This is a genomic window from Streptomyces sp. NPDC101219, assembly GCF_044767675.1.
In the GTDB taxonomy this organism is placed as follows: domain Bacteria; phylum Actinomycetota; class Actinomycetes; order Streptomycetales; family Streptomycetaceae; genus Streptomyces.
Genome location: NZ_JBIWOK010000021.1, coordinates 59,231 through 85,679 on the forward strand (window position 1 = coordinate 59,231; position 26,449 = coordinate 85,679).

Annotated in this window: 26 protein-coding genes and 1 pseudogene; 18 read left to right on the forward strand and 9 right to left on the reverse strand. The window is 69.6% G+C overall.

What is annotated here, in order from left to right; all coding sequences use genetic code 11:
- Positions 1-11 precede the first annotated feature (11 nt).
- The 4 genes from ACIRPP_RS29855 (at position 12) to ACIRPP_RS29870 (ending at position 3,571) form a co-directional block, all read left to right on the forward strand.
- Positions 12-449 (forward strand): hypothetical protein, encoded by a 438-nt coding sequence (locus ACIRPP_RS29855; protein ID WP_403649195.1) that lies wholly within the window; start codon positions 12-14, stop codon positions 447-449.
- The gene (locus ACIRPP_RS29860; RefSeq protein WP_403649198.1) at positions 446-1,132 is read left to right on the forward strand and encodes a hypothetical protein; all 687 of its coding nucleotides are present in this window, start codon (positions 446-448) and stop codon (positions 1,130-1,132) included. Before ACIRPP_RS29855 ends, ACIRPP_RS29860 begins: the two co-directional genes overlap by 4 nt.
- A gap of 91 nt (positions 1,133-1,223) precedes the next feature.
- A complete protein-coding gene (locus tag ACIRPP_RS29865) occupies positions 1,224-2,489 on the forward strand; it encodes a ParA family protein (protein ID WP_403649201.1) in 1,266 nt (421 codons plus the stop codon).
- A 50-nt stretch (positions 2,490-2,539) separates the two neighbouring features.
- Positions 2,540-3,571, forward strand: coding sequence for a ParB/RepB/Spo0J family partition protein (locus ACIRPP_RS29870; RefSeq protein WP_403649204.1), 1,032 nt, complete (start codon positions 2,540-2,542; stop codon positions 3,569-3,571).
- A gap of 293 nt (positions 3,572-3,864) precedes the next feature.
- Here the strand turns inward: ACIRPP_RS29870 and ACIRPP_RS29875 are convergent.
- Positions 3,865-4,168, reverse strand: a pseudogene (locus tag ACIRPP_RS29875) (IS5/IS1182 family transposase); the annotation flags it as partial.
- Between the two features lie 648 nt (positions 4,169-4,816).
- On the opposite strand from ACIRPP_RS29875, the gene ACIRPP_RS29880 reads away from it, so the two are divergent.
- From ACIRPP_RS29880 to ACIRPP_RS29900, 5 genes are all read left to right on the forward strand, one after another.
- A complete protein-coding gene (locus tag ACIRPP_RS29880; protein ID WP_403649207.1) occupies positions 4,817-6,154 on the forward strand; it encodes a NucA/NucB deoxyribonuclease domain-containing protein in 1,338 nt (445 codons plus the stop codon).
- Between the two features lie 28 nt (positions 6,155-6,182).
- Entirely contained in the window at positions 6,183-6,686 is a 504-nt protein-coding gene (locus ACIRPP_RS29885) for a hypothetical protein (RefSeq protein ID WP_403649210.1), read from the forward strand.
- A 297-nt stretch (positions 6,687-6,983) separates the two neighbouring features.
- Positions 6,984-9,815, forward strand: a complete 2,832-nt coding sequence (locus tag ACIRPP_RS29890) for a hypothetical protein (RefSeq protein WP_403649213.1) — start codon at positions 6,984-6,986, stop codon at positions 9,813-9,815.
- A 177-nt stretch (positions 9,816-9,992) separates the two neighbouring features.
- Positions 9,993-11,834 carry a MobF family relaxase gene (gene mobF / locus ACIRPP_RS29895; RefSeq protein ID WP_403649216.1) on the forward strand — a complete coding sequence of 614 codons (1,842 nt, stop codon included), beginning with the start codon at positions 9,993-9,995 and terminating at the stop codon, positions 11,832-11,834.
- 138 nt (positions 11,835-11,972) lie between these two features.
- Positions 11,973-12,170, forward strand: coding sequence for a hypothetical protein (locus tag ACIRPP_RS29900; RefSeq protein WP_403649219.1), 198 nt, complete (start codon positions 11,973-11,975; stop codon positions 12,168-12,170).
- 635 nt (positions 12,171-12,805) lie between these two features.
- Here the strand turns inward: ACIRPP_RS29900 and ACIRPP_RS29905 are convergent.
- Complete coding sequence (locus tag ACIRPP_RS29905; protein WP_403649222.1) at positions 12,806-13,234, reverse strand: hypothetical protein; 429 nt, start codon at positions 13,232-13,234, stop codon at positions 12,806-12,808.
- A gap of 508 nt (positions 13,235-13,742) precedes the next feature.
- Here ACIRPP_RS29905 and ACIRPP_RS29910 point away from each other — a divergent pair.
- Together ACIRPP_RS29910 and ACIRPP_RS29915 are read left to right on the forward strand one after the other, a co-directional pair.
- Positions 13,743-14,633 carry a replication-relaxation family protein gene (locus tag ACIRPP_RS29910; RefSeq protein WP_403649225.1) on the forward strand — a complete coding sequence of 297 codons (891 nt, stop codon included), beginning with the start codon at positions 13,743-13,745 and terminating at the stop codon, positions 14,631-14,633.
- Positions 14,634-14,729: 96 nt separating this feature from the next.
- Positions 14,730-15,026, forward strand: coding sequence for a hypothetical protein (locus ACIRPP_RS29915; protein ID WP_403649228.1), 297 nt, complete (start codon positions 14,730-14,732; stop codon positions 15,024-15,026).
- 64 nt (positions 15,027-15,090) lie between these two features.
- Here the strand turns inward: ACIRPP_RS29915 and ACIRPP_RS29920 are convergent, their stop codons facing one another.
- Positions 15,091-15,315 carry a hypothetical protein gene (locus ACIRPP_RS29920; RefSeq protein WP_403649231.1) on the reverse strand — a complete coding sequence of 75 codons (225 nt, stop codon included), beginning with the start codon at positions 15,313-15,315 and terminating at the stop codon, positions 15,091-15,093.
- Positions 15,316-15,450: 135 nt separating this feature from the next.
- Here ACIRPP_RS29920 and ACIRPP_RS29925 point away from each other — a divergent pair, with 135 nt between their 5' ends.
- Complete coding sequence (locus tag ACIRPP_RS29925; protein ID WP_403649234.1) at positions 15,451-15,855, forward strand: hypothetical protein; 405 nt, start codon at positions 15,451-15,453, stop codon at positions 15,853-15,855.
- Between the two features lie 123 nt (positions 15,856-15,978).
- Here the strand turns inward: ACIRPP_RS29925 and ACIRPP_RS29930 are convergent, their stop codons facing one another.
- The 4 genes from ACIRPP_RS29930 to ACIRPP_RS29945 form a co-directional block, all read right to left on the reverse strand.
- Positions 15,979-16,188, reverse strand: a complete 210-nt coding sequence (locus ACIRPP_RS29930) for a DUF6207 family protein (RefSeq protein ID WP_403649237.1) — start codon at positions 16,186-16,188, stop codon at positions 15,979-15,981.
- A gap of 81 nt (positions 16,189-16,269) precedes the next feature.
- Complete coding sequence (locus tag ACIRPP_RS29935) at positions 16,270-16,470, reverse strand: hypothetical protein (protein WP_403649240.1); 201 nt, start codon at positions 16,468-16,470, stop codon at positions 16,270-16,272.
- Positions 16,467-16,607 carry a hypothetical protein gene (locus tag ACIRPP_RS29940; RefSeq protein WP_403649243.1) on the reverse strand — a complete coding sequence of 47 codons (141 nt, stop codon included), beginning with the start codon at positions 16,605-16,607 and terminating at the stop codon, positions 16,467-16,469. Before ACIRPP_RS29940 ends, ACIRPP_RS29935 begins: the two co-directional genes overlap by 4 nt.
- A gap of 576 nt (positions 16,608-17,183) precedes the next feature.
- Complete coding sequence (locus tag ACIRPP_RS29945) at positions 17,184-17,756, reverse strand: DUF6233 domain-containing protein (protein ID WP_403649286.1); 573 nt, start codon at positions 17,754-17,756, stop codon at positions 17,184-17,186.
- A gap of 83 nt (positions 17,757-17,839) precedes the next feature.
- Between ACIRPP_RS29945 and ACIRPP_RS29950 the strand changes: the two genes are divergently transcribed.
- On the forward strand, positions 17,840-18,451 hold the full coding sequence (locus ACIRPP_RS29950; RefSeq protein WP_403649245.1) for a hypothetical protein: 612 nt from the start codon (positions 17,840-17,842) through the stop codon (positions 18,449-18,451).
- 8 nt (positions 18,452-18,459) lie between these two features.
- On the opposite strand, the gene ACIRPP_RS29955 is transcribed toward ACIRPP_RS29950, so the two are convergent.
- Positions 18,460-19,716 (reverse strand): hypothetical protein, encoded by a 1,257-nt coding sequence (locus ACIRPP_RS29955; RefSeq protein WP_403649248.1) that lies wholly within the window; start codon positions 19,714-19,716, stop codon positions 18,460-18,462.
- 236 nt (positions 19,717-19,952) lie between these two features.
- On the opposite strand from ACIRPP_RS29955, the gene ACIRPP_RS29960 reads away from it, so the two are divergent.
- Genes ACIRPP_RS29960 through ACIRPP_RS29975 form a run of 4 tightly spaced genes read left to right on the forward strand, consistent with a single transcriptional unit; the run spans position 19,953 to position 23,027 of the window.
- Positions 19,953-20,102, forward strand: a complete 150-nt coding sequence (locus ACIRPP_RS29960) for a hypothetical protein (protein ID WP_179382408.1) — start codon at positions 19,953-19,955, stop codon at positions 20,100-20,102.
- Positions 20,103-20,123: 21 nt separating this feature from the next.
- Complete coding sequence (locus ACIRPP_RS29965) at positions 20,124-21,296, forward strand: JmjC domain-containing protein (RefSeq protein WP_403649251.1); 1,173 nt, start codon at positions 20,124-20,126, stop codon at positions 21,294-21,296.
- Entirely contained in the window at positions 21,296-22,204 is a 909-nt protein-coding gene (locus tag ACIRPP_RS29970; RefSeq protein WP_403649254.1) for an aldo/keto reductase, read from the forward strand. The genes ACIRPP_RS29965 and ACIRPP_RS29970 overlap by 1 nt, the downstream gene beginning before the upstream one ends.
- Positions 22,205-22,223: 19 nt before the next feature.
- Positions 22,224-23,027: a hypothetical protein gene (locus ACIRPP_RS29975; RefSeq protein ID WP_403649257.1), complete on the forward strand. Its 804-nt coding sequence runs from the start codon at positions 22,224-22,226 to the stop codon at positions 23,025-23,027.
- Here the strand turns inward: ACIRPP_RS29975 and ACIRPP_RS29980 are convergent.
- A complete protein-coding gene (locus tag ACIRPP_RS29980) occupies positions 22,966-23,796 on the reverse strand; it encodes a helix-turn-helix domain-containing protein (protein ID WP_403649260.1) in 831 nt (276 codons plus the stop codon). The genes ACIRPP_RS29975 and ACIRPP_RS29980 overlap by 62 nt on opposite strands.
- A 644-nt stretch (positions 23,797-24,440) precedes the next feature.
- On the opposite strand from ACIRPP_RS29980, the gene ACIRPP_RS29985 reads away from it, so the two are divergent.
- On the forward strand, positions 24,441-26,360 hold the full coding sequence (locus tag ACIRPP_RS29985; RefSeq protein WP_403649263.1) for a pRL2-11: 1,920 nt from the start codon (positions 24,441-24,443) through the stop codon (positions 26,358-26,360).
- Positions 26,361-26,449 lie beyond the last annotated feature (89 nt).

Genomic DNA, 26,449 nt, shown 5'->3' on the forward strand with positions numbered 1-26,449 from the left:
GAGGCTCACCCTTGCGCCCGATCCGTCTGACCTCGTTCGGCTACCTGCACTTGCCCACCGGCCCGGACGGCTCCCCCGTCCCGCCCGCCGCCGACCGGATCGAAGACGTCCGCGACCGGCTCCGTGACCCCGCCGCCGCCCGCGACATCCTCGACCTCGACGGCCTCAACCCCCGCGTCCAGGACGTCGTCCTCGCAACCCCCGGCGCCCGCGAGCTACTCGCCAACCTCGCCGACTACGCCGACCTGCCCGCCGGCCCCAGCCGCATCGCCATCGGTTGCGCAGGCGGCAGGCACAGGGCCAGCGGTCTTACCGAACTCCTTGCCCGAGAACTCCGCGACCGCGGCCGCGAGGTCGTAGTCGAGCACCTGCACGTCCATCTGCCGCGCGTCCTCAAGACGCCCGCCGGCCCCCGCACCGCCAACACCGAGCAGGAGACCGCCCGATGATCCGTCGCTTCCGCCGCTGCGGCCACGCCCCAGGCGCCCTCACACCCGAGGACCAGGCCGTCGTCGACCAGTTCCGCGCGATGCTCACCGCCCTGCGCAACCCCGAGCCCTGGACGCCCGGCAGCGCCCGGGACATCGCCGTGCGCGTCGGCCCGTTCGTGGAACGCGCGCACACCCGACCTGGCGACGACCACGGCCCCGAGATGATCGCCGTCGCCCTGGGCCACCCCGACACCCCGCACGCCAGCGCCTACCTCCACGGCCGCCAGCTGGGCTACACCGAGCGCGGCTGGCTGCGCTGCGAGACGAGCGCGATCCTCGGCTTCTGGCAGCCCGGCTACGCGATGCTCACCCACGCCGCCGCCGGCCTGCCCCTGCCCGACGACGTCGGCATGGAACCCGCGCACTACGCCCTCTACATCGAGGCCCGCAAACGCAACGACAGCCGCGACGGCTACACCCTGCTGCGCGTCGGCCCGTACACCCAGACCCGGCACGCCCAGCAGGACCACGACCGGATCACCGCCGCGCTGGACGGACACGAGACCACCCTCGTGCCCGGACACCGCGTCTCCGCAAGGTTCGGACCGTTCGACGTCAGCGACCACCAGCTGTTCGCCGACCCGTACGAGGCCGACGCCGTGGCGCTCCTGGACTCCGCCGCGGGGTTGATTACGCCGTAATCAACCCCGCGGCGGCCTACCCACCCGTCGGCCGGACCTAACTAACGTGTCAGAGCTGTAGATGATCTAGGGCGTTAGTATGGTGTCCCGCATGACTTCGCCAGCCACCGCCAGCGACCGCGAGAAGGTCGTCTCCAAACTGCCGGGATGGCTCCGGCAAAACCTCAAGATCAGAGCCGCGCAACACGGCATCGAGATCCAGACGGCGGTCGAAGAGGGCATCAGGGACTGGAGCAGCCTCGCTTCCATGCCCACAACCATCGACACCGCCGGCGCCGACTCGTTCTCCACCTTCCTGCCCTCCGGACAGTGGGACGACTTTCGACAGGTCGCGGCTGAACGACGGGTTTCCCTCATTCAGGGACTCGCCCAATCCGTCCAGTTGTGGATCGACACCAACCCTGCCCCCGACGTCGCCCGCCCAGAGATCACCCGCCGCATCGTCGTCTGCAACCAGAAGGGCGGCGTAGGGAAGACCGCTATCACGGCTGGCCTGGGCGAGGCCTTGGCCGAAGACCCCAACGACCTACACCCAGTTCGCGTCGCTAAGGCACTCACCAAAGCCCTGCGGGCAAGCGAGACGCAGACGACAGGAGCCGCACCATCGGCCGACCCACTCGACATCGAGAACCTTCCCGGTCCAGGCCTGCAGGTACTACTCGTCGACTTCGACCCCCAGTGCCATCTCACCAACCAACTCGGCGCTACCCCCCTGCCGATGAACGGCGACAGCCTCACCAACCACATGGCAGGCGACGCCAAGGGAGACATCCGCGAACTCATCGTCTCCATCGATGACAGCACGTTCGACGGAAGACTCCATCTCCTGCCTGCCTGTAACGACGCCTTCCTGCTCGACGTACGTCTCTCCGCCGTACGTGCCAGAGAGGCAGCGCTCGAGCGGGCGCTTGCACCACTGGAGGCTGATTACGACGTAATCATCGTCGACTGCCCGCCCAGCCTCGGCCTCAGCATGGACGCTGCGGCCTACTACGGGCGCCGCCGCGACGGAGAAGGGCCCGGACAATCCGGCGCCTTGATCGTCGTCCAGGCCGAAGACAGCTCAGCAGACGCATACGAACTCCTCACCACGCAGATCGACGACCTGCGCAATGACCTCCAAGTCGACATCGACTATCTCGGCATCGTCGTCAACCTCTACGACTCCCGCCGCGGCTACATCGCCACCTCCTCCCTTCAGGGGTGGGTCGACATAAAGGACCCCCGCGTCGTCGGTCTAATCGGTGACCTCAAGGAACAAAAGGAAGCTGTCCGAGTGAAGCAACCACTCCTGTCATACGCACCCAAATCACAGCAGGCAGTGGCCATGCGCGCGCTGGCAAGGGAGGTCCTGTGACTAAGGCAGATCAGCTGGGTGCTGGCCGCTTCGGCGGTGGAGTCCGCTCAGTGAGCGCACGTCGACAGGCCGTAGCTGCCGCGACCGGAGTCCCGACCGAAGGCGTCGTATCCCCAACCGAACTTCCCGTCAACCGAATCAGCCTCAACCCCGACAACCCTCGATCCAGTCTCGGCAACCTCACCGACCTTGCAGGAAGTCTCCAAACTCACGGGCAAAAGCAAGCGATCACGGTCATGAACCGCGACGCCTACATCAAGGCCAACCCCGAACGGCAGACCGACCTGGAGCCCGACACCACCTACGTCGTCATCGACGGAAGCAGCCGACTGGCAGCCGCCCGCGAAGCCGGTCTGACCAGCCTCAAAGTGATGGTCAGCGACGACCAGGGATCCACGTCAGAGGAACTCCTCGAATCAGCCCTCGTAGCCAACATCCACAGGCAAGACCTAGAAGAACTCGACGAGGCCCGGGCACTGCAACGCCTCCTCGCCATCCACGGCAGCCAGCGAGCCCTCGCGAAGAGACTCCACCGCTCGCAAGGCTGGATCTCACAACGCCTCGCCTTGCTCAACCTGACACCCGAACTCCAGGCACGCATCGGCGAGGAACCAATCGACCTTCTCCGGGCTGTCGGCAACAAGCCCCACCGAGAGCAGGAAGCAGCGCTCAACGAACTCAAGACAGAACGGGCCAACAAGGAAGCCTCGGGGCAAGCGAAGCCCACGAGACAGCCCGCGCACCCCACACCAACCACAGAGGACATGGAGGCTGAGACTGATTACGCCGTAATCGCCAGGGGAGCTTTGGCACACGAGCCGCATGCCGACGGTGTCCCGGAGCCGCGTACTGGCTCACGTACGGCCGCTGCATCCCCCGACACCGCCGGAGATGAACTCGCAAAGCGCAGTGACGTGCCAGACCAGGCCGAACAGACCAGGCCAGCACTGAAGAGGTTCCCCTACGGGGACGGTGAGTCCGCTGCCTACTACCTCATCAACAAAATGCCGCCGGACGAGTTCAACAGAATGCTTGACCTTCTCATCCAGCACAGGGACAGCCAGGCCACCAAGACCCCCTAACCTCGATCTTGCGTGACGGTCCGCCGCCGGAGTCGGTGGACCGTTTGCGCGCTGAGGGCTGCGGAGGGACAGGCTGTGGCCCGAGCGTCGTCTCAGGTGGACGCCGGGTTCCACTGCTCCGGGTGGGGAAGGGACTGTCGTAGGGACGGTGGGGCTTTGCTGGTCAGAGGGTTCGGCAGGAGTGCGAGCCGTGTGGGGGCGGCCGTGATGAGGTGTCAATCGTTGGCCTAATGACCTGTGCACCTCAGAGGCATCATCGACGGTGCAGGCACGTGCCGGATGTGGCGTCTTTACAGGTAGCGGCGGTCGCGGCGTGAACTGTATGCCTTGTCGCTGCTGACGTGGTCGGGCCGGGGCCGAGGGCGTCCGCTCAGCGGCCGGGGGACCCGGTCCAGGACCTCGATCAGTTGCGACGTCGCCCCCTGGCCCGGCGTGAGCAGAAAGGGCAGTGGGCGGTAGCCGCCTTCGCCGACGAGGTGGATCTTGCAGATCAGGCCGCCTCGGGTCCGTCCGAGTCCCTCGTCGGGGCGGTTGCGGGGTGTTGTCACTTTTTGGGACCCGCGGCCGGGCTTTGCGGGCGCCGGCCGCATGCTGATGGGGCGGGCCCCCTCGCCAGCCTCGCTCCCTTCAGAACCGGATGGGTAACGCGGACGCGCGCCTTCAAGCCCGCGCCCTATCCCAGGTGCGGCACTGAGGCGCCTGGCTGTGGTGACGATGCCCGGCAGCTCCACTGAGTGAAGTCCACCGCGCGGACCGCTGACCGCGGCGAGCGCTCCAGCTTCTCGGTCACGACCTGGTCGTCGTCGACCGGCCGTGCGTGGACCTGCGCGTCGAGGGGCAACACAGGTACGACGCGACCGGACCGGTGACCGCCGCTGGCTTGGACGTCCACAGTGTCCGCCCGGCGGGGGACCGGCATGCCGGGTTTCAGGACTATGGTTCCGGAGACGACCGCGACGTTCCAGGCAGCGGCCCCACCGGCCACATTGATCCGGGATGCGCTGCACCTTCTTCTCCACTCCACCCTAGGAACGCCTGATAGCGCCCCCTGGGGCCGTTATCAACGGCTCATGCTCCGGTGTCTGAAATGGCACGATGACTCGGACCAGCGGGCGGAATCTCAAACCGCGTTGTGGGTTCCCTGTGCTTGAATCTCGTCGACCCGGCGCGGACACGTCACTGACCAGGCGGTCGTCTGCGCTGTTCGTTCAAAACAGGGGACACAACTTGAGATTGAAACGACTGATGACCGCGGGAGCCGTGTCGCTGGGGCTGCTGGGAAGCTGCCTGAGCGTGGCTCAGGCAGCTGCGGCGCCGGTGCGCGGATCGGACACGACGGCAGTGCAGACCACAGGGGATGCCGTACCGCTCGAGCGGGATTCCGTGCTGCTGCCGGAAAACCTGGACGAGTCGTCACAAGCGCTGGATGACGAGCTTTCCCTGCCGCTGCCTGAAGCGCTCGAGGGGGAAGCATCCGAACTGGCTACGCCGGCACTGGGAGAAGACGAACCGGTGACGGAGGAGTTCTCGTCACCAGACCCGCAGGCAGGCTCTGCGGCTGCGCAGGCGGCGTGCCGGACTCAATTGGCGGCCGCGCAGGCAGCCGACAGTGACAGCCCGGTGGCGTGTGTCCAGTGGGGCACCAGTGCACCAGCGGCCGACCTGCGTGCGGCAGTCGACGCCTGGCCTGTGCCGAAGTGGTGTGATGACCACGGTGCGAACGGCAAGTGGTACGTCAACCGGTTCAAGGCATGCGGGATCTTTCCGGCCGATCTGACGGTGACGAACCCGCGCACCGGTGCGGTGGTCGGGAAGATGCACTACCTCACCCGCGCCTACGCCTACAGCGCCCGGGACGTCAAAACCTGGGCCTACCAGGTTGAACTGCTGGAAGTGAACAGCTCCGGAGTGGCCAAGGGCAGCAGCGCCGTCGGGAGCGGCACCTGCGCGGGCAAGTGCAAGGTGACCAAGAGCACCTTCCCATCTCAGGCGATGAGCAAGAGCAAGGAGCCGGTCGGCCAGTTCTTCCTCGACACCACCATCAAGACATCCCCCAAGGGACAGAAGGGCGACGGACAGGCGACGGCGGCATGGACGTTCACGAACCCCGCCTGGGCCGGCCCCAGTACTCAGATGAAGCTGCCGACTCCTGCCGTGCGGTGCGACAACGCCCTGCCCGGCACGTCGAAGCCCGGCTGCGTGATGCCTCACATCCCAGAGATGGCCTACGCGAAGAACGGTGAGTACCCGGAACTCGCCAAGCACATCGCGTACGCGCAGAACACCAAGAAGCTGCCCGGCAAGCACGGCACCAAGAGCTACCTGTCCCGGCTGACGGACAAGAAGAAGATCAAGGAAAACCGGAGCAAGGCGTGCCCCGCCAGTCTGAAGCGGCCGAAGGGCAAGCAGTGCGACGAGTACCCCTTCGCATCCACCTGGCAGGGCGCCAAGACCGGGGGCGGCAAGTTCAGCCGACGCATGATCGATGGTCGCCAGAACGAGGAAGGCGGCAAGGCCCTGGGACGTTTCTACCTGTATAACCGCATCATCGAAAAGGACAAGTTCCTGGTGTGGATCAAGTAGAAGACCACCGCCGGGGGAGGACTGCGACATGCGCGACCACACGGCACGGGGCCGGCAACTCGTCCCCGTGCAGTACCACCAGTTCGACATCAGCGACGAGGACGGCCCGACCGGCCCCGACATCGACCGCAGCCACAACGGACTGGTGCGCGTCACCGACGGCATCGTCACCGTCATGACCGGTATCCACACCGGCGACGTCGACGTCACCGTCACCCTCCACGACACCCCGCCCGAACCCGATGCAGGAGGCTGGCAGGACATCGTGGAGGTCTCCGCACACTCCGTATCCGGCGACCTCCGAGTCCGCGGCATTATGGACGACCTCGACGAAGAACTCCCCGTCCTGGCGTTCAACGGCCCCGGTGACTACCGACTGCGCGTGCACGCCCGTGGCCGCGACACCGCCGTCGACCTGGCCCCGGACGAGGTCACCGAGTGGTACCTCATCCAAGCCTGGCCGGCCCCCGCCGAACCTGTCACCGTACGGCGTCGGAGCGACAACTACGGGGCGTCAGTCCGCACACACTGAATGGCTGCTGGCCACGCCTGCCCGCTCACCGGAATACGGTGAGCGGGCAGGCATGCTGAGCTGCAAAGATGGTCTACGCCTGGCGTCTGATGAGGCTGTCAGGCGCGGCCGCACGACTCAGCGAGTACGCGGACCTTAAAGTCAAGCGCGCCATGCTACTCAAGGAGTCGTTCCGGGTGTGCACGTCATCGCCTTGCTCGGTGTGCATAAACTGCGCCACCTCCGGGGGAACGCCCGTTACCGTGCTGGCCTCGGGAGTAGCATCCGCAGGTTCTGCACTCGGGGGAAGGTGGACGGATGCTGCGGCTGCAGGCCTGGCTGGAGTTATGGGCGGCGAGGGCCTTCGATTTCGTCGACGGTGTCGACAAGCCGGCGATCTACCAACGGTGCGTGCTGGCCGCAGTTGACGCGCCCGAGACGAAGCGGCTTCTAGGCAAACGTGCTGGCGTGGACCGCGACGCCGTCGTAGAGCGCATGATGACGATGCGGTACCACCGCTACACCATCCTCCGCTGCCCATCATCCCTGCTCGACAGAGCGATAGAGGACCTGGCCGAGGCCCGGGACAAACACGAGCGAGCGGCTCGAGCGACGCCTTGGAACTGGCGAGTGGTCTGCTCGCTGGTCGCTGCCGGCGCTTTGGCCCTGTTGATATTCAGTGGCCTACTCGCCCTGCTCATAGCGGTTGTGGTCGCGGCAGTCATCATGGTCACGCTGTTCATCTGGCGCGGGTCCCGACTGTGGTCCAACCTGAGGCAGTGCCTGATAGCCGCAGGGCTCAAGGGCGCGTGGCTCGTTCAGCGCATAGAGGTAGGAGCGTGCGCCGCACGCTGGGGTGAAGAGCTGCAAGAGACAGGTACTGGTCCCGTGGTGGCTGATCTGGTCCGCCACATGCTGGGCGACGACCCCGACTCCCTCTTCATCCCCGACGACTACGAATGGGGCCTGCGCGCGCCCCGAGCGCCCGGCTTCATCATCGAGAACGCGGCCCGGCGTCAACTCGAGCGTAAGCTCACACACCTTGAGGACGGCACCATCGCCGTCTGCGGCCCACGCGGTGCGGGCAAATCGACGCTGCTGGAGCAGTGCGTCAAGAAGGCTGGCTTCGGCGTGATCGTCCAAGCGCCGGCCACCTACGCTCCCCACGACTTCCTGCTGTCGCTGTCGGTCCAGCTGTGCGAAAAGTACATGCGGGCCCGCGGCTATGAGCCCACCGGCTTCGCGCGCCTGTCGCCCGCGCGCCGAGCCCTGCGGCGAATAAGGATCCAGGTCAAACGGCTGAGCCGGTGGAGCTCCTTCGCGGTGCCCGCCACCGCCCTGGTGGTGCTGGGGCTTTCCGCCTCGGTGCGGTCCTTCTACAAGCAGTACGCCACGACCGCATCGGACGCCGCACACGCGTACACCAGCGCGATACACGACGACGTCACGGCCATCTGGCAGGGCCACGCCGTCGTCGCGAGCTTGGCCGTCACGATCGGCGGGATCGCCTGGTGGAAGTCACGGCACGTAGCCTGGCTGCCCCGCATGCTGGGACGCCTGTGGATGCGCGGCATCAGACCTATCGGTCTGCTCCTGGCCTGGGTATCCGCAGCCACTCTGCTGCTCGACGAACAGATCCGCCAGCAGGCCCTGAAACTCCACGCCACCCAGCCCGAGGCCCTCTACCGCGCTGTCGGCTACGCAGGAGGGCTGCTGCTCGTGTGGTGGTTCTTGCGCTTCGTTCGCGACATGGGAGTCGAGTTTCCACTTGGAAGGTGGCACATCTTCCTGGAGAGGATCTTCCGCCCGATCAGCGCCGCCGCGGGAATCTACCTGCTGTTCTTCCTCATCACGAACCCGCAGATACGGTCCCTTCTGGAGGACCCGGAAAACCCGCTGCGACTGGCAGGCATCATCGCCGGAGTCCTGGTGTCGAAGCTGGGGGACTGGCAGCCGCAGTCTGAAGAACCCGAGTTGGTCACGCGATGCCAGAGCCACCTCTACCGTCTTCAGACGATCCAGCAGGCCACCCACGGCCTGACCACCGGGAGCACTGCCCAGATCCTGAGCCTGGGCACCAACCACTCCGCGTCTGTGTCCACCGTCCCCCCGAACTACCCGGAACTGGTTGAAGAATTTCGCGAACTGCTCAGGTGCATCGCCATCGAGAGGACTGAAGCGGGCAAGACCGTCGTGATCGCCATCGACGAAGTGGACCGCTTGGGCGCGGACACCGATGCGCTCGCGTTCCTTCGGGAGATCAAAGCCATCTTGGGCGTTCCTCTGGTCCACTACCTGATCTCGGTTGCTGAGGACGTGGGAGCCGCCTTCGTCCGCAGAGGACTTCCGCACCGGGACGCCACCGACAGCTCCCTGGACGACATCATCCATGTCCAGCCCAGCACCCTCAGCGACTCACGCGCCATCCTCGCCAAGCGCTCACAGACACTGAAGGAACCCCACATCCTGCTCGCCCACGCGCTGTCAGGCGGCATCCTGCGCGACCTGCTCCGCTACGGCTTGCAGCTCCGCGAGACACAGGACAAGACCCAGTCCTACGAGCTCACCGACATCTCGCGGCAACTCATCCTGGAAGAACTCGCGGAGACCTTTGCTGGCTTCCGCACCCTGCTGAGCAAACTGCAGTGGTCGCACGACACCAACGGCATCCTCGCTTCCTTCCGCACGCTCAGCAGCTACCTGCGTGACCCCTGTCCGTGCGTAGAAGCGGATGTACTCCGCACGCTTGATCACTTCGCCTTCCACGCCTACGGCGTCCGCCCCCTTCCTGCGACCGCCGGCGACTCGTCACATCGACCACCAGACGATCCGGAGATCAGCAGCAGCGCACGCCAGCTCATCGACGAAGCATCCACGTACGCCTACTTCTCACTCACCCTGCTCGACATCTTCAGCACCGACGGACTCGAGCGCCGTACGCAACTGGCAGCCGGGCACGGCCAGGACGGCGATCCTGAACGGCTGGCCGATGCACGACAGGAACTCGGGATATCGCCCTACAGCGCCCGTCCTCTGATCGACAGCATTCGCAAGGCATGGTCCCTGCCTCTCGGAGCGGCCCCCGATAGTCGTATCCCAGCATCAACTGTGAGGTGCCCCCGCCACAGGAGCCGACCGAACATCCCGTGAGGTCAACTCGGTCGACCGCCGATGCGCAGCATTTACATGGCCCGGCGGTGTCCGCAGAGCGGACATCATCCCGCCGAAAGTGCCCGCCGCACGGGATTGGCGGTGAAGTTCCAGTGAAGTCTCCCGCCGGGCGGGATCACGCTTTCTTGCTGGTCAGAGCCGGTATTTGCTGTGGCGGTGCTGAGTGTCGCGAAGATCCAGAGGCGTAACGCGTGGCGGTACTACATACGCGGAGTCGCGTTCGGGGACGGCCGCCGCCTGGTCGGACAGTCGTTGAAGGACGCCCAGGAGCTGGCCGGGCTCCCACCGGGACGGTGGCTGGGGCGTGGTCTGCGTGCGCTGGGACTGACCGAGGGCGCGGAGGTGTCCGAGCGTCAGCTGGAGCTGCTGTTCGGCGAGGGCCGGAACCCGGACGCCGACCGCATCGAGCGCGGCCTCCTGGACGACGGCGTCGACGCGGCCACGGCCCGCCGGCTGACGGTGCTGGGGCAGCCGATCGAGGAGATCGAGGCCCGCAAGCAGACGCCGCTGCTCGGCATGGACTTCACCTTCCGGCCCCAGGCGTCCCTGATCGTGCTGTGGGCGCTGGGAGACGCCAAGACGCGCCGGATCATCGAGCGGGCACACGAGCGGGCCATCGCCAAGGCGCTGCGCTGGCTCGAGGATGAGGTCGCGGAGACCCGGTGGTCCTCGGGACGCGGGCGCGCGAAGACGCCGGCCTTGGTCGTCGCGGCCTTCCGGCACTTCGACAACCGGGACGGCTTCCCGCTCCTGCACGATCACTGCCTGATCCTCAACCGCGTGCAGCGCCTGGACGACGACGGCGAGCCGGTGTGGGGCGCTCTGGACACGGTCCGCCTCTACCAGCATGTGGTGGCCGCCGGGACGCTCTACACCCTTGCGATGACGACCGAGGTGTGTGAGGAACTGGGGTTGGCGACGGTGCCCCGGGAGGTGACGCCGGGCCTGCGCCCGGTGATGGAGATAGCCGGTGTCGACTCCGAGCTCATCGACTGGTCGTCGACCCGCCGTCAGCGGATCGAGGACGTCCTGGAGGGCCTCACCTACAAGTACGCGCAGAAGCACGGGCGGCTGCCCGGCGAGCGCGCCCGCGAGGGCCTGGCCTGGTGGGCGGCGCAGGAGACCCGCCCCGAGAAGAAGACCCCGCGCCCGCTGGAGCAACTGCTCGCATGGTGGCGGGCGTCCGCGCTCCTGAAGTTCGGCAAGCAGATGGTCGACGGGCTCCTTCAGCGCTGCCGCGCAGTGGGTGCGGCGATCCGGGCCCGGGTGGACCCGGTGGTGGACACTGCGCTCGCCGCCGTCGACGTCGCCGCGGTCGTCTTCACCGTGCGCGGCACCTTCGCCCGCCGTCACGTCCTGGCCGAAGCCCGCCGGCACTTGCTGGAGACCCTGCGCGGCCAGGAGTTCACGCGCGGTCTGGACGACTACATCGCCGACCGCGCCCTGTCCCACCACTCTCGTCAGCTCACCGTTCCCCAGCCCGGCCGCCGGACCCCGGCCCCCGACCAGCTGAGCTACACCGCCGACTTCGCCTGGCCCGGCCGCTGGTGGATCGCCGGGGCTGACGGCAAGCCGCCGCGGGCCGCCACCCGCTACGAGCGGGCCAAGGTCGCCAGCCTCGCCGTGCGGAACGCGATCCGCGCCGCCCGCACCGCGCCGGCCGCCGACCACCACACCGAGGCGCCGCACGGCGTCGACCACCCCGGTCGGGACGCCGCGCTCACTCCGGCGCAGCGGGCCGATGCCGTCCAGGCCCACCAGCAGGCCGCGATGCCGCAGGAGTACCTGGAGGGCCGCACGACCGACCCTGAGACATGGATGCGCACACCGGCCAACCTGGAGCGGCTCGCCGCCATCACCCGCGCAGCCGACGCCCGCCGCCGCGCCCTCGAGGACCGGGAGCTCCCGGCCCCGGCCGCCGACCCGGTCGACTCGCGCCGCCAGGAGCACGAGCAGCAGCACCCGCAGCCCGGTCCCGGCCAGGGCCTCCAGCCGTGACGGCCGGGGACCGTCCGGCGGGACGGACGACGAAGTCACCGTGCCAGGAGCCGGGAGGCGACTGGCCGCCCGGCCCCGGGGCCACCCGGGAGCAGGGAGGGTGCGGGGGACCGGTCCCCTTTGAGCGCGGAGGCCCCGATGGTTGCCCCGATCCCGCCGTACCTGTCGCCGGAGCGCCTGGAGTACCTCCAGCAGCTCGCGGACGCGTCCCGGCTGCGCACGGCTCTGTACCCGTCGCCGAAGCAGCCGCCGATCCGGCGCCGCTCACGGCAGTTCCCCGGTGGCCGGCCGAACCCGTGGCGCACCGCGCGCCTCCGTCGGCGCCGCCGCGGATGAACCGGGGCAGTGCGGTGCGCACCACCCGGCGATGCGCTGAATCGTGCGCATCAAGGCGCGACGATTCGCCGAATCCTGCGCACCGGTGCGCGCACCGACGATTCGGCGAATCCCCGCCCTGCGTATCGGTGCGCAGGGCGAGGCGCGCGGCAATGCGCACCGTCACCCCGATGCGCACACTCAGGGTGACGGTGCGCGGGGTTGGCGCGGTCGCCGCGCACCCCTTGTCCAGATGCGCGGCACCGGATGCGCACCCCTTGTCGAGCTGAAAATCAACCCTTGTCGGCGTCGCAATCGGCGACGTTCTTCCTAGACAGCGTTCGCTACCGCCCGCATCGTCCCCTTATGCGTGCGCGATTCGGTGTATCGAGGGGAGAACTCTCCCTCCCGCACCCGCTCTTGAGCCCTTCACTCTGGGTGAACCGGTGCGCGGTGCGGTGCGCACCCCGCACCACGTGCGCACCGCCGCGCGGGAGTGCACCGCATCGTGCGCACCAGGCCGGGAGCGAACCGCACCGCGATGCGCACCATCCGGCAGGGGCGCGCTGCATCGCGCACAACTCATCGCGCCGCGCGCACCCGATGCGCACCGAGGCGCGCGGCCGGCGACATCGACCGCGCGCCTCACCGGTCCCTCAGGCCGTGGCCAGTCCGTACCCGCTGCCGACGTTGCCGCGGACGTCGGCCAGGAACTGGTGGACCTGGTCGACCTCCTGCATGCACTCAATCAGGAACCCTGCTGCGATCCAGGCGGCTTGCGCCCCGCCACCGGCCAAGCACCAGCGCTTGAGGTACCGGCTCGCCACGGCCACCAGCTTTCCGAGGACATACCCGGACTCGCAGTCGGTGTGCTCATCGGGCACGACGCTGATGTAGTCGGCCAGCAGCAGCGAGCCGAACTCGCCGACCAGCACGGCCAACTCCGGGCCGTCGGCGTGGAACTCCGCGAGCGCTGCCTTGTCCTGCTCGCTGTCCTGGTACCGCCAGACCAGCTCCACATAGTCGGCGGCCCGCGCGATCTGCTCCGGGGCAAGCTGGGGCACCTTCGACGCCGTCATCTCCATGACGCTTCCTCACTGTTCGCACGCCGGGCGCCTGCTGCACCCGGCTAACCCCTACGGTGCAGCCCCTGGCCTGTGGACAGATTCCGGAGCCGGGGCGGGGCACTGCTCGTGACGTCGGTCACGGACGAACCGTCCGGACAAGGGGTGGTCAAGGGTCATAACGGACACCGCGCGCCTGAGCGAGCAGACCGCGGACAAGGGGTGCTTCCTCACGGTGGGCCCCGGCTCGCACGTCCTTGTGCGTGCGGGCCGGACCTGTCACCGATCCGGCCCTGTACGGCCGGGGAGATCCGAGGACGCGATGACCACTGCCCCCGTTCCGCCGACCCAGCCGACGCCGCCGACCTCGGCGGGCACCGATGCGACAGCCGGCCCCGCGGCGAGCCACACAGCAAGCCCCGCGCCCAGCCCCGTAGCTTCCGGCCGCCACCTGGCGGTTGTCGCTGATCAGACCCCTTGTCGACCGGCTCCGGCCGATTGCAACTCCTCTTCTCCCAGCACTGATGTTGTGCCTGGAGAAGCGTCCCGGCCGCAGAAGGCTGCCGCGAAGGCGGGAGCCGAGATCCGCGGCGACGTGCTGCTGTGTCTTGCCCAGCTCCGCCTGGCCACGCCCCGCCAGCTCAAGGCCCTGCTGCTGCCGGACCAGCAGGGCACCGACTACGTCCGCCGCGCGCTGCGCAACCTGCGCGCTGACGCCCTGGTCGGCCGGACCTACCGCGCCCAGCAGAGCTACTGGTACTGCACCCCGGCAGGCCTCGCCGAAGCCGCCGCCTCCGGTGAACTCGCACCGAGGGCCGGCCGGAACACCGGGAAGCGCATCGCCGCCAGCAAGACGGGTCTTCGGGAACACGGCCTCGCACTGGTCGACACCGTCGTCGCCTTCCACCAGGCGGAGGTGGCCGACTGCGCCGACTGGCAAGTGGAAGTCGCCCACCCCACTCCAGCCGGGAACCTGGTGCCCGACGCCGTGGTGCTCCTGGCAGACGGCTCCAGCGCGTTCGTGGAGATCGACCGCACGATGTCCTACGCCCGCCTGGTCGCCAAGCTGGAGCGCTACGACGCCTACCGCAACGCGCCGCCGTCCGGACGCGGCAACGCTGCCCGGGCCCCGCGCAGCCACTGGCAGGAGACCTACGCCGGGCCGTCCCTGGATCGGTCCTTCCCGCCGGTGCTGTTTGTCTTCGCCGCGGCCCCGCGCCGCGCGGCCCCGGCCACTCGGGAAGCGGCCTTCCATCAGCGCGCCCAGCACGTCCACGGCGTGAACTACCGGATCATCGTGGCGACCACGACGCTGGGGCAGCTGACCAAGCACGGCCCCGATGAACCGGTGTGGCGCTTGGTCGGCCGCGGCGAGGGGGAGGAACGCTGCTCGCTGGACGCGTTGCCGAAGGCACGGTGAGTGCAGCGGGTCCGGTCCGGCCTGGGTGAACCAAGGCACGGGCCGGGCCCGCCGCCGCGCCGGGGTGCTGTCGGTGGCGGCTGCGAGGCTGGACGGATGAACGGAGACGAGCAGCTGCTGAACGGCCGCGTCTACGGCCACGACCACGACGATCCCAACCCCGGCCCGCTCCCGCACCGGACCTACGCCGAACTGGTCGGCGGACCGCTGGACGGCCTGCTGCTGGACATCCACGGATGGCGGACCGTGGAAGTCGACGACGGGGTTGCCCTGACCACCGAGCTCGGGCGGTTCCCCGGGGGCCGCGCCCTGTACGACCCGCGCCCCGGCGAACCCCGCACACCCGGCCCGGGTGTGAGCTGCCGCTTCTACTACTCCGGCGACACGCCCTGAGCCTCGCCCCGACCACGAGCCCGACCACGGCAGGCCAGAGCGCTGCTCGCCCCTACCGGCTTACCTACGACCGGCCTTCGGTCAGCTGGCTGGCGGTGTTCTCGATCCACAGCAGCGTCCACTCGACTCCGGCCTGCCATCCGGGCTCCGCGCCGGCGTACCGTCCTTCGGCATCGGCGCGGATGTTGGCCGCCAGGGCACGCAGTTCGTTCTGGAATCTCTGCCGCAGGGCCGTGTCCATGGCCTTGCGCATCTCGTCAGTGATGTCACCGGGTCGGAGCTCGCTCATCGCCCCACCTTGGACGACCGCCCCGACCCATGGCCATACCGCCAGGTCACCAACCTGGACGCCGCACGGCGAAGCCCTGGCCAGCCGCTGATCACCCATGGCAGGCTCGGGCTCTCAGGCGAGGGGAGCATCTCGATGAAGGGTTTCGCCGAGACGGAAGGCGAACTGTGCCCGGACTGCAAGGCGGGCCCCGGCCCGAAGAACGCACGCGTTGCGGTCGGGATGCCGGAGCAGATGTGGCACACGCCCGACTGCCCGCAGTACGTCATCATGCAGATCAACTGGAAAGAGGGCTCCCGCCGCATCGAGGAGCAGGATCAGTGGGCCAAGGGCGTCTTCCCCGCCGCCCACGCGAGGCTGAAGCAGGCCGCCGCCGCCCTGCCGCCGGGCACGGCCGCCCAGCCGTTCGTCGACGCCCTGAGCGAGCTGGTCCAGGCGCAGGCGGACACCACCGGCTTCGTCGTCCTTCACCGCTGGGCGGAGATCCTGGAACGGCACTTCCCGCCGGAGCTCCCCAACCCCGACCACACCACCGAGTAAGCGCGTCGCAGGCCCGACCACGGAGCAGGACACCCCGACCATGAGCCCGACCATGGCAGGTCAGCGCGCTGGCCTGCCTCCCCGGTCGTCGTGCCTGGCACGAGGTCGGCACCCGCCGCGAACCTACGCGTCGGCGTCCTGGTGAAGGTCCAGGAAGAACCGCAGCCGCACGCCGGGCTCGTCAGGCTCCCGGGTCGTACGGTCCGCCGGCGAGATGGCGCACCGCGCGGCGAGTAGCTCCTGGACGGCGAAGGCGGTCGCGTCATCGGCGGCCGCGACCTCCACCACGGCCAGGCCCGGCACCGCAACATGCGCATCATTGATCTGCCTCACGCACTGCACGACGTCCCGACGTCTACAGAAGTTCTCCAGCCGGGGCGTCTTCACCCGACCGGGTACGTAAGCGAACCGCGGCTAGACGCGCGTGCTGACGTAGCGCACGCCCGGGCCCCACCGCTCCATCACCGGCGCCATGCACCACTGGCACAGCGGCGAACCGCCGCTGCCGTACCTGTGGGTCCTGCGCTGGCATCCGGCGCACAGGCCGACCCGGTCACCGGGGCAGGTCAGCGCGGACGGGTCGGGTTCCGCGATCGGCGGCGGGGGAGTGGTCATGGTGTTCCTGTTCCGGTGACGCCTTTGCCAGTCACCTCGCCCGCAGAATATCCGCCCGGATGAAACTGCTGTTCGATCCGCGTCCGGTCGGGCGGCAACATCTCTTGCGCCAACCCTTGCGCCTTCTCCTGCGGCATCTCTTGCGACTTCTCTTGCGCGAGCCTCGCCGACGCCGCCGCGTGTGTGCAGGTCATCCCCGCCGTGCGGGCGTGGTCGGGCCGCTGACATCCCCGTTGCGGCAGCTTTCGCCCATGTCCCTGGCTGGAGTTGAGGGTGAGGGACAGGGGCGGGATGGGCGGCGCGGCCGCGGCCGGGGATCGGGGCGCGCTCACCGGTGTTGCGCGCCGGGCGGGGCCGCCGCGCCCGGCCGCCGACACAGCGGCGGCCGTCGGGAGCAGGGAACGTGACGGACGCGGGTTGCGGTGGGCGGTGCGCTGGGTGTTGCACAGAAGTGTTGCGCTGGGTGTTGCGGTGGATGTTGCGCAGGCCGTCTCAGCGTCCTGGAGTCCCCCCAGGTCACCACGGGTGGGCGACGTGGTCGGGCCGCTGACATCCCCGTTGCGGCCCCCTTCGCCCACGCCCTGGCTGGTGTTGAGGATGAGGGAGGGGCGGGATGAGCGGCGCGGGCGCGGCCGGGGATCGGGGCGCGCTCGCCCATGTTGCGCGTCGGCGTCGCCGCCGCGCCGGGCCGCCGACCCAGCGGGCGGCCAGGGTCAGGAGTCATCGGTGGCGGAGTCGGTGATGTGGTCGAAGCCGCGCAGGAGAGGCGTGAGCTCCTGGGCGCACCCGCACAGCGTGCACAGCCGCGTCGCCGGGTTCTCCGCGACGTCCAGGTCGCGCTTCCAGTCGAGCAGCGGCGCATCCTTCGGCGCCTCCTCGCAGTCCCGCGCGTGCAGAACACCCTGGGCGGGACCGCGCCCGACGCTCACCTTCTGCAGCACCCATCCCGAAGGCCGGCGCTCCCCGAGGACCTCGCGGACCGCCGACTGCGGTGACGGCTGAAGCCGTTCGGTGACGACCTGGTCGTAGTCGACGCCCTCGACCGGCCGCACATGCTCCGGAGCGCGCACCCACACCCGGTACTCCGCCGCCTCCACACCGCCGTCCTCGCGATCCCGGAACGACGGAAGCCCTACGAGATAGACCCAGCCCGTTTCCGTCTGCTGCCGCTTCCACAGCCGCGCAACGACTTCCTGCGGGTCGGTCCCGAGCAGAGGATCGGCGGGCAGCACGACCCGCACGGGAACCGGCACCAGCTCGGGTCCGGCAGCGTCGTCGGAAGGCATGGTCACGGCCCCACGGTAAGCGGGGGACCGGATCTGCCCTGGACCCCTCCAGACAGGCGAGGGCACAGATAGCGTCCTGCCTCATGACCACCACCGACACGATCGCGGCCCTCGCTCTGGCTGTTGCGATCGTCGCCGCCATTGCTGCCGTTGGGTCCTGGAAGGCGGCGCGCAACTCCTACGTGGCCGCAGCGACCCTGTCCCGGATCGAAGAGCAGCGCCTGCACGCCGATCTCACCCCGGTCTTCCGCTGCACGATCGTGGCCAACGAGGCCCGCTCCACCGCAATGCTGCGGGTTCACCTCGAAGGCCCACCCGGGCTGCTGTCCCACGACGCTGTCGAGATCACCGTGTCCATCCGCAACGACAACCCCCACCGGGGCAGCGCACCCCAACTCGCCGGCACCCCGACCCCCGAAGAGGTTCGCGCGCACATCTGGGGCGCATGGAAGTTCAGCGCGGACGGCCGCGACGACACCGGCCGCACGGTCGCACCGCAACAACTGGCGGTCGGCGAGTGGACCCAGTTCGGACTGACTCCCACCTCTCCACCGTCGTGGTCAGCGACCACCATGGACGACTGGCGCAGCGACTACGCGAACACGCCGGTACGCCTGAGCATCACCGCCAGGTCCAAGGGCAGCGAATGGACCGTCCCGCTGGAGGTCCCCGTCACCATCCAGGGCGCCCCCTGACCGGTGGATCAAGCAGCGAGGACGTCCCGGAGCTCCCGTACGGCGTCCTCGCGGTGGTGCTGGGCGGGGATCGCCTCGTACAGGTCCAGCGCGCGGCGGCGGACCAGCCCGGTGCGGTAGCCGTCCGGGAGCGCGGTCAGGGCGGTGATGGTGCGGTGGCAGGCCTGCTCGGTGTCGCCGTCGTGGTGGGCGCAGGCGGCGGCGTCGATGTTCAGCAGGGTGCGCGTCATGCTGCTGGTCGGGGCGGAGAGCTCCAGTGCGCGCTGCTGGCTCTCATGGGCGCGGGCCGTGTCTCCGAGGGTGGTGTAGGCGTGGCTGAGGTGCACGTGATGTTTCTGTTCGCTGTAGGTCAGCCACGTGTCCGACCGATCGCCCTCGGGGAGCCGGTCCATGAGGGCGTCGGCTGCGGCCAGCGCGGCGCGGGCCTGCTCGGGCTGGTGGTTGAGGGCGTAGGCGCGGGCGGCGACGGCGGCCGCGAGGGTCGCCGCGGCGGTCGGCCGGGCCCCGGCAAAGTGGCGGGCCTGTTCAGCGAGGCCGGCCGCCGCCTTCGGGGCACCGTAGTTGAGCGGCACCATCGCCTCGCGGGCGCGGACCCAGGCGTGCAGCTGGTCGTCGCCGGATTCGGCGGCGGCCCGGGCGGCGGTGGCGAACCAGGCGCGGGACTCGCGGCGGCTGCCCAGGTCGTGTAAGACGATCGCGGTCATCCCGGCCATCTGCCCGGCCGTCCGGCACAGCCTGGCCCGGACCGGGGCGGGCTGCGGGACGGTGAGCAGCGGGCGCAGGGTCGTGAAGTCGGCGACCAGGTCGGCCAGGACACGGGTGGGCTGCTGTCCGTGGTAGCCGTACCCGTAGCTCTCGGCTGCGGCCTCGAGGTCGGCGAGGTCCTGGGGAGTGTCGGGGGAGAGGGTCTGGTCGACGTCGGTCCGGGCGGCGGTGAGGGCGGCGAGCGCCGGGGCGGTGAGGCCGGCGGCGAGCGCGCCACGAAGCAGGTTGCGGCGCTTCATCGGATCATCTCCATGGTGGGACTCCGTGCTGAGAGCGGCGGTGTCTTCCCAGGGTTGCGCAGCGAGGCCCAGTAGGGCACCGGGAATGCGCAGACCGGCGGCGATTCGCTCGACGGTGGCCAGTGCGGTGACCGAGGCCGTGCCGCGGGCGATCTGGCTGACGCGCTCGGACTTGAGGGCGCACGCTTCGGCGATCCGGTTGAAGGAGATGCCCACGCCGTGAGCCATCGCGAAGACCACGGAGAAGTCCCTGTCCTGCAAGGCCCTAACGAAGACGGGGTCGGCCAGCAGACGGCGCGGAACCTGGGCGGGTGACGGCGGTAAGTCGTCCACAAGTCCCCCTGAACGCTCGTGGAATGACGCTGCGTCAGCCCAACGACCATACCCACCCTGGGGCCCCCATGGAGGGGTTAGCGCCAGCCGTTGTCGTGGCTGTACTGGCGAGTGTCGCGGCCGCGGCTGTCCAGGGCCCGGCCGACCGATCAGGAGGAGGACCCATGCAGAGTCCCGTCCAGCCCCCGCCCGCCACGTCCGGGCCGTCGACCGGCGGCCTGGTCCGCTCCCGTCGGCTGATCGTCGCCGCCCGGGGCCGCAACGCCATCCCCTCGGACGGCGGCGGCACCGGCAAGAGCGACGGCAACGACTGACGGACCGGGAGCCCTGACGCGATGACGGATGTGTCCATCGCGGCATGCCTGGGCGAGGACTTCCTCGCCCAGGCACTGCACCGCGAATACCGCCACGTACCCGGCGCGCTCGATGTCGCCGGACTGATGACCTGGGACGACCTCAACCACATCCTGGCCGCCCACCGCCTTGAGCCGCCGCGCATGCGGCTCTCCCGCAACGGCGAGACGCTGCTGGCCGGCGGATACACCGCCCCGGTGGCCACCCGCCGCCACACCGTCTGGCACCGCCTCCACCCCGCCGAACTGCACGCCCGCCTGAAGGAGGGCGCCTCGCTCGCCCTGGACAGCGTCGACGAACTCCACCCGCCGATCGCCCGGCTCGCCGAAGCGATCGAGCGCCGTCTGCGCACCCGCGTGCAGGCGAACCTGTACGCGTCGTGGACCAGCACCGAGGGCTTCGGCGTCCACTGGGACGACCACGACACCGTCATCGTCCAGATGGACGGCGCCAAACGGTGGCGGATCTACGGCACCACCCGCCCCTACCCGCTGTACCGCGACATCGAGGACCCCGGCGAGGCACCCACCGAGCCGGTTGCCGACCTGGTCCTGCACCCCGGCGATGTGCTGTACGTGCCGCGTGGCGTGTGGCACGCGGTCTCCGCCGACCAGGGCGTGCGCTCCCTGCACGTCACCTGCGGCCTGCAGACCCACACGGCGACGGACCTGATGGCGTGGGTGTGCGAGCAGCTGCTCACGCACGAGGACTGGCGGCGCGACCTGCCGCTGCTCGCCGCGCCGGACGTCCAGGCCGACGCCGTGGACGGGATGCGTAAGCGGCTCGCCGAACTGCTGGACGACCCGACACTGCTCGCCCGCTACCAGGTCGCGATGGACGGCCAGGCCGTCGGCCGGATGGCGCCGAGCCTGCCGTACATCGACGGCACCCCGGCCGACCCTGGCCTGCGGGTGCGGCTAACCACGGCCCGCGTCGTGCTGGACGTCGGCGAGGACGTGGTGACGCTGTCCGCCGCCGGGAGCACGTTCGAGTTCGCCCCGGCCGCTGAGGCGGTGCTGCGCCCGCTGGTAGAGGGCGGCACCGTGGACCTGGCGACGCTCGCCGACGCGGCCGGCCTGGATGTGGAGGACGTCGCCGGGCTGGTCCAGGAGCTCGTGGCCGGGCAGGCCGCGACGGTGGGGAGCCTTCTGTGATGGCACAGCTCGCTCTGGGCACCTACCGGTGCCGGGCGATCCCGGAGGCGGCTGCCCGTGCGGTCGCCTCCGGCGCGCAGTGGATCGACACCGCCCCCAACTACGCCACCGGCCGCGCGCAGACTCTGCTCGCCCCGGCCCTGGCCGCCCACCCAGTGCTGCGGGTCTCCACGAAGGCCGGCTACTTCACGGCGGCCACCGGTGCCGAAGCCGTGAACGCCGGGGCCCTCACCGAGGACCAGGCCCCGGCCGGGCACAGCCTCGCCCCCGACTACGTGCGCTGGCAGACCGGCCGCAACCGCGAGCAGCTCGGGCGCGACCGGCTGGACCTGGTCCTGCTGCACAACCCCGAGCGCGCTCACCCCGGCGACCGCCCCGCACTGCACCGGGCGATCCGGGACGCCTTCGCTGTCCTCGAGGAAGCCGTGGCGGCCGGGCACGTGACCGGGTACGGCGTCGCCACGTGGGCGGGCCTGGAAGAGGAGGCGTTCACGGTGGGGGAGCTGCTCGCCCTGGCCGCCGAAGCCGCCGGCGGACAACAGCATCACCTGGTCGCCATCCAGCTGCCGGTCAACCTGGTGATGATGACGCCGATCGTGCAGGCCCTTCACGGACAGGGGCCGCTCCCGGCCGCCGCCGACGCGGAACTGCGGGTGATGGCGTCGGCCCCGCTGCACGGCGGGGAGCTCCCCGGCATGGTCGACCAGGAGCTCGCCGACCTCATCCGGCCGGGCGTGACGCCCGCACAGGCGTGCGTCCTCGCCGTCGCGTCATGCCCAGGGGTGACGGACGTCCTTCTGGCCGCCTCCGGTGCGCCACACTGGAAGGAGGCGGCCGAGGCCGTCGCTCAACCCTCCCTGACCGCCGCCAAGTTGCGGGAGATCACTGGTGTACTCGCCTCCCCCTGACCCGGACACCGAACAGCGCATGCGCGCCCACCACGCGCACACGGCGAGGGCCCTGGACGTCCAGGTGGAGCCGGGCGCGGAGTTCTGGGGTTGGGCCGGGCGCACCCTGGGTGCCCCGGCCCGCACCGCTACAGGCGCGCCGGTATGGCTCCGGCTGGTGTCCGCGCCGGAGGACAAGGCCGCGGGGAAGCTGTGGGACGGCGCCCTCGATGCCCAGCACGCCTTCGGCGATCTCGACGGTCACCGGCCCGCCCTCCTGGCCGTCCATGACGCCGTCGACGACGGCACCGCCTACCGGGCGGAACTGTCGGTGCGCGTCGACGAGCCGGTCCTGTCCGGCGACCCGATCCTCCAGCACGACCTCCAGCTGCCGGACTCCTGGTGGAAGGAGCTCGCCGGGACGATGGAGAAGGTGTCGGCCGTCGACACCGACCGCGTCGCCGTACGGCAGCAGTACATGGAGCGGGCCATCCCCGAGTTCGTCGGCATCCCAGCCCCGGCCGTCTCCAGCTGGACCACAGCCCATGCGGATCTGCACTGGGCGAACCTCACTTCGCCGCTGCGCCTGCTGGACTGGGAGGGATGGGGCCAGGCTCCGGAGGGGTTCGACAGCGCCACGCTCTACGCCTACTCGCTGCTGAAGCCGGACACCGCCGCCCGCGTCCGCGCCGTCTTCCCCTTGCTGGGCAGCCCGGCCGGCCTCGCCGCCGAAGCGACCGTGTGCGCACAGCTGCTCCAGACCGTGAGCCGCGGGGACAACCTCACTCTCGAAGGCCCGCTGCGGGACTGGTCCGAGGAACTGCGCCGCCGCCAGTCTGCGTAGACGACTGGTCGTCCGTGCAGTCGCGCAGGTACTGGTGAACACAAGCCCGGAGCTTGGTGATGTATGCGTCCACGTCGCTCTTGACGTAGTCGTAGACCGCGTCGTGGTCCTTCATCTCGTATGCGGGGACGGTGATGAAGGCTCGGAGTAACGGGCTGGTGGCCAGATAGAGGGCCAGCTGAGGAAGGCCCTCCGCGGTGGCAAGTTCCTTCACTTTATCGAGGAAGAAGTTCACCTCGGTGACCCCGTAGGCGGGCTCCGAGTAGTTGAGCAGGGGCGAGGGCGCCCTCATCTCTTCTCCGGCCGTCTCTAACTCGGCCCGCCGGAATTCAGGGGTCGGCATCGTGGCCAGGAAGTCGAAGTAGGCGTCCGCTATGCGGCGCTCACGGCGCCGCTCTCCCATCTCTCCCTGTTCCAGGGATTCCTGAAGGGAGCGCACCTGGCCGTGGAGCCGGTCCACTTCGGCTCCGAGCGCGTCGATCTGCTCCTGCACGTTCTTGGCGTTGCCCCGCTCCGTGCGGGGCCGGGCGTCGTTGAGCGGCGACCACGCATTCACCCAGGGCCTGGTGTCTTGGCCGCAGGCGCGGACCAGCTGTTCCAGGGTGCGCTGCTGCGGCCAGTTCTTCCCCGCCGTGATGCCGCGCACCGTGTTCCCCGAGAGGCCGGCCTTCTTGGCGATGTCTTCGGGGCTCTTGCCGGTCTCGGAGACCAACTGCCGCAGCGCCTGGGTGAACTCTTCCGGCGTACGCGCCCCATCCGGGTCGGCCATAACTCCCCCTCAGTGCTCCGCAATTTCCGCAGATCGTAGAAGTCGCGGCGGCTTCCTATCAGGGCTTTTGCCACACGTGGCCGCAACCTCGTCCGACGTCGATCACTTCGCGCCACCTGCGAGCGGCACCGACCTACAAACGTGTCATCACTCGCCGATGAACACGGAGACCTACATGTCGCTGTACGAGATCGCTGCTGAGATCGGCCGCGGCCTGCTTACTCAGCTACCGTCCGCGCTGCTCGTGGCCCTAACCACGGCTGGTCTCACGACAGCCAGACGGAGGCGGCGCACCCGGGGCCAGGGGGACAGGGACGGAGACAGCAGCAGTGGCTAGTTCCCCCGCAGGGGACCTTGGCTGCGGTGTGGCCTCCACATACGGACGCCTCGCTGATCTGCTGAACGGGCGGTTGGCGAGGCCGGGCCCGCGCGGACGCGCGGGTAGCGTCTCGCGCCGCCGGCCCGGACGCCATTCCCCGAACGGGTTGTCCTTTTGGGCGCCGAAAAGTGTCCACAGCCGTCCGCTTCGGCGCCGAACTCTATCCACAGGGAGATCGTTTTAGCGTCCTCGTCCGGCGTGGGTGTCCGCTTCCGGCGGCACCGTGACGCCCCACGCACACCTGGCACGAAGGGCGTTGGACGGCATGGCGCAGACGAAGTTCGACAAGCAGGTAGAGGAGACCGCCGAAGCCCTCATGTTCGGCATCGGCCGCTTCCTGGCCGGCCGGGACATGGACGGCATCAAGCGGACCGACGCCACGTTCTGGCACCCCGGCACCCGCGTCCTGCCCAAGGTCGAAGGCCGCGTCTCCCGATCGTCGTACCGAGCCGGGTGGCAGCGCCTCACCTTCCGCCTCACCGGCCTCAGCGCCACGGCCGGGGGCGGCTGGGGGCTGTGGGAGCACCAGGACACGGCCCGGGCATGGTGGGAGAACCCGGATGCCGCTCCCCTCGCGGCCCTGCAGACGGGCGGGATCAGCGCGGCCTCCGCTGCGGCCGCCGGCGGACTCGCGTACGGGCTGCTGACCCGTGAGCGCCGCGAGCTGATGCGCGAGTGGGTGACGCCGCTGCACCAGGCGCTCGCCGTGCCGCTGGGGATCGCGGAGCAGACCGACCCGCGCCGCTACCTCCACATATCGAAGAACTTCAGCGACGACGACGCGGAGATACGCGTCGACCTGCCGGTGCATCTGCGGTTCTCCCGCGACGTGGTCGCCGACCTCATCACTCAGAAACTCGCCCTGGAGGGCGTGACGTTCTCCTGGCACCCGGCCGGGCGTAAGCCGTACGTGCTAGTGAAGAAGACCCGCAAGCCTCCGAAGAAGGCCGCCTTCAAGGCCCCCAAGGTGCGGGAGCTGGTGGCCAAGGCTCCGGAGTCCGCGCCCCTCATCGGCATCGGCACCGGCGGCAAGACCGTCGCGGTCGACCTGGACGCCGAATCGCCGCACATCCTCGTCAACGCGAGCACGGGTGGCGGCAAGTCGGTGACGCTGCGCTGCATCACCTGCCAGATGCTCCACCACGGCTCGCAGGCCTTCATCCTCGACTACAAGCGGATCTCCCACCCCTGGGCGCGCGGCATACCCGGCGTCACGTACTGCGCCGACATCGCCGACATCCACGACGCCCTGGTCCAGCTCGGCTGGGAAGGCCGGCGCCGAACACGTGTCGCCGACGAACTCGGCATCGACGCTGACCCGGACGCAATCGGCCCGCGACTGCTGATCCTCCTGGAAGAGGTCAACGCCACCCTGCGGCAGCTGGCCCGCTACTGGGACAAGATCCGCGAGTCCGGCGACCCGAAGACGTCCCCGGCGATCGACGCGCTCATGGAGATCCTCTTCATGGGCCGCCAGATCCGCATGCACGTCCTGCTCGTTGCCCAGTCCGCGACCGCCCGTGCCCTTGGTGGCCCGGAGGTCCGCGAGCAGTTCGCCACCCGCATCCTGGCCCGCTACAGCATGAACGCCTGGCGCATGCTCGCCCCCGAGATCCACCCCGCTCCCAAGAGCACCAAGCACCCCGGCCGCGCCCAGGTCGTCATCGGCGGCACCGCGCGCGAGACGCAGGTGCTGTTCTTCACCGACGCCGAAGCACGCGAGTGGGCCACCACCGGCAGGTCGGCGTCCTCGGACGGAACGCGCCCCGCCGTCCCCGCGCAGCCCGCCCCAGCCGAGCTCCAGACGGCCGCTGACGGCCCGCAGACCACCGGCCCCGACGACCACGACCAGGCGCCGACCCCGCCCACGGAGCCGGAGACGCCCGCACACGCCGCTCTCCCCGACCAGCGGGACGACGCCGCCGACCCGCCCGGCACGATCGCGTCGACGTCGTCGGCGAACCCGGCCGGGGACGTCGACGACCAGGCGGTGGGGCTGCGCCAGGCCGCCGAACACCACCTGCCCTACACCCTCGCCGCGCTCCGCTACGCCCGCGCCAACGACCCGTCCTTCCCCAGCTCGGTCGACAAGCGCGGCGCCGAACTCCTCTACCGCGTCGGCGACCTCAAGCGATGGGCACGGAACCGGCCCCGCGCCGCTTCCGGCACCACCGACCTCGACTGACCAGCAGCCCGCGAACCGGACCCGCCCGGCCCGCACGATCCCCCCTCGCCCTGGAGAACACCCGGTTCACCAGGCACAGCACAGAAAAG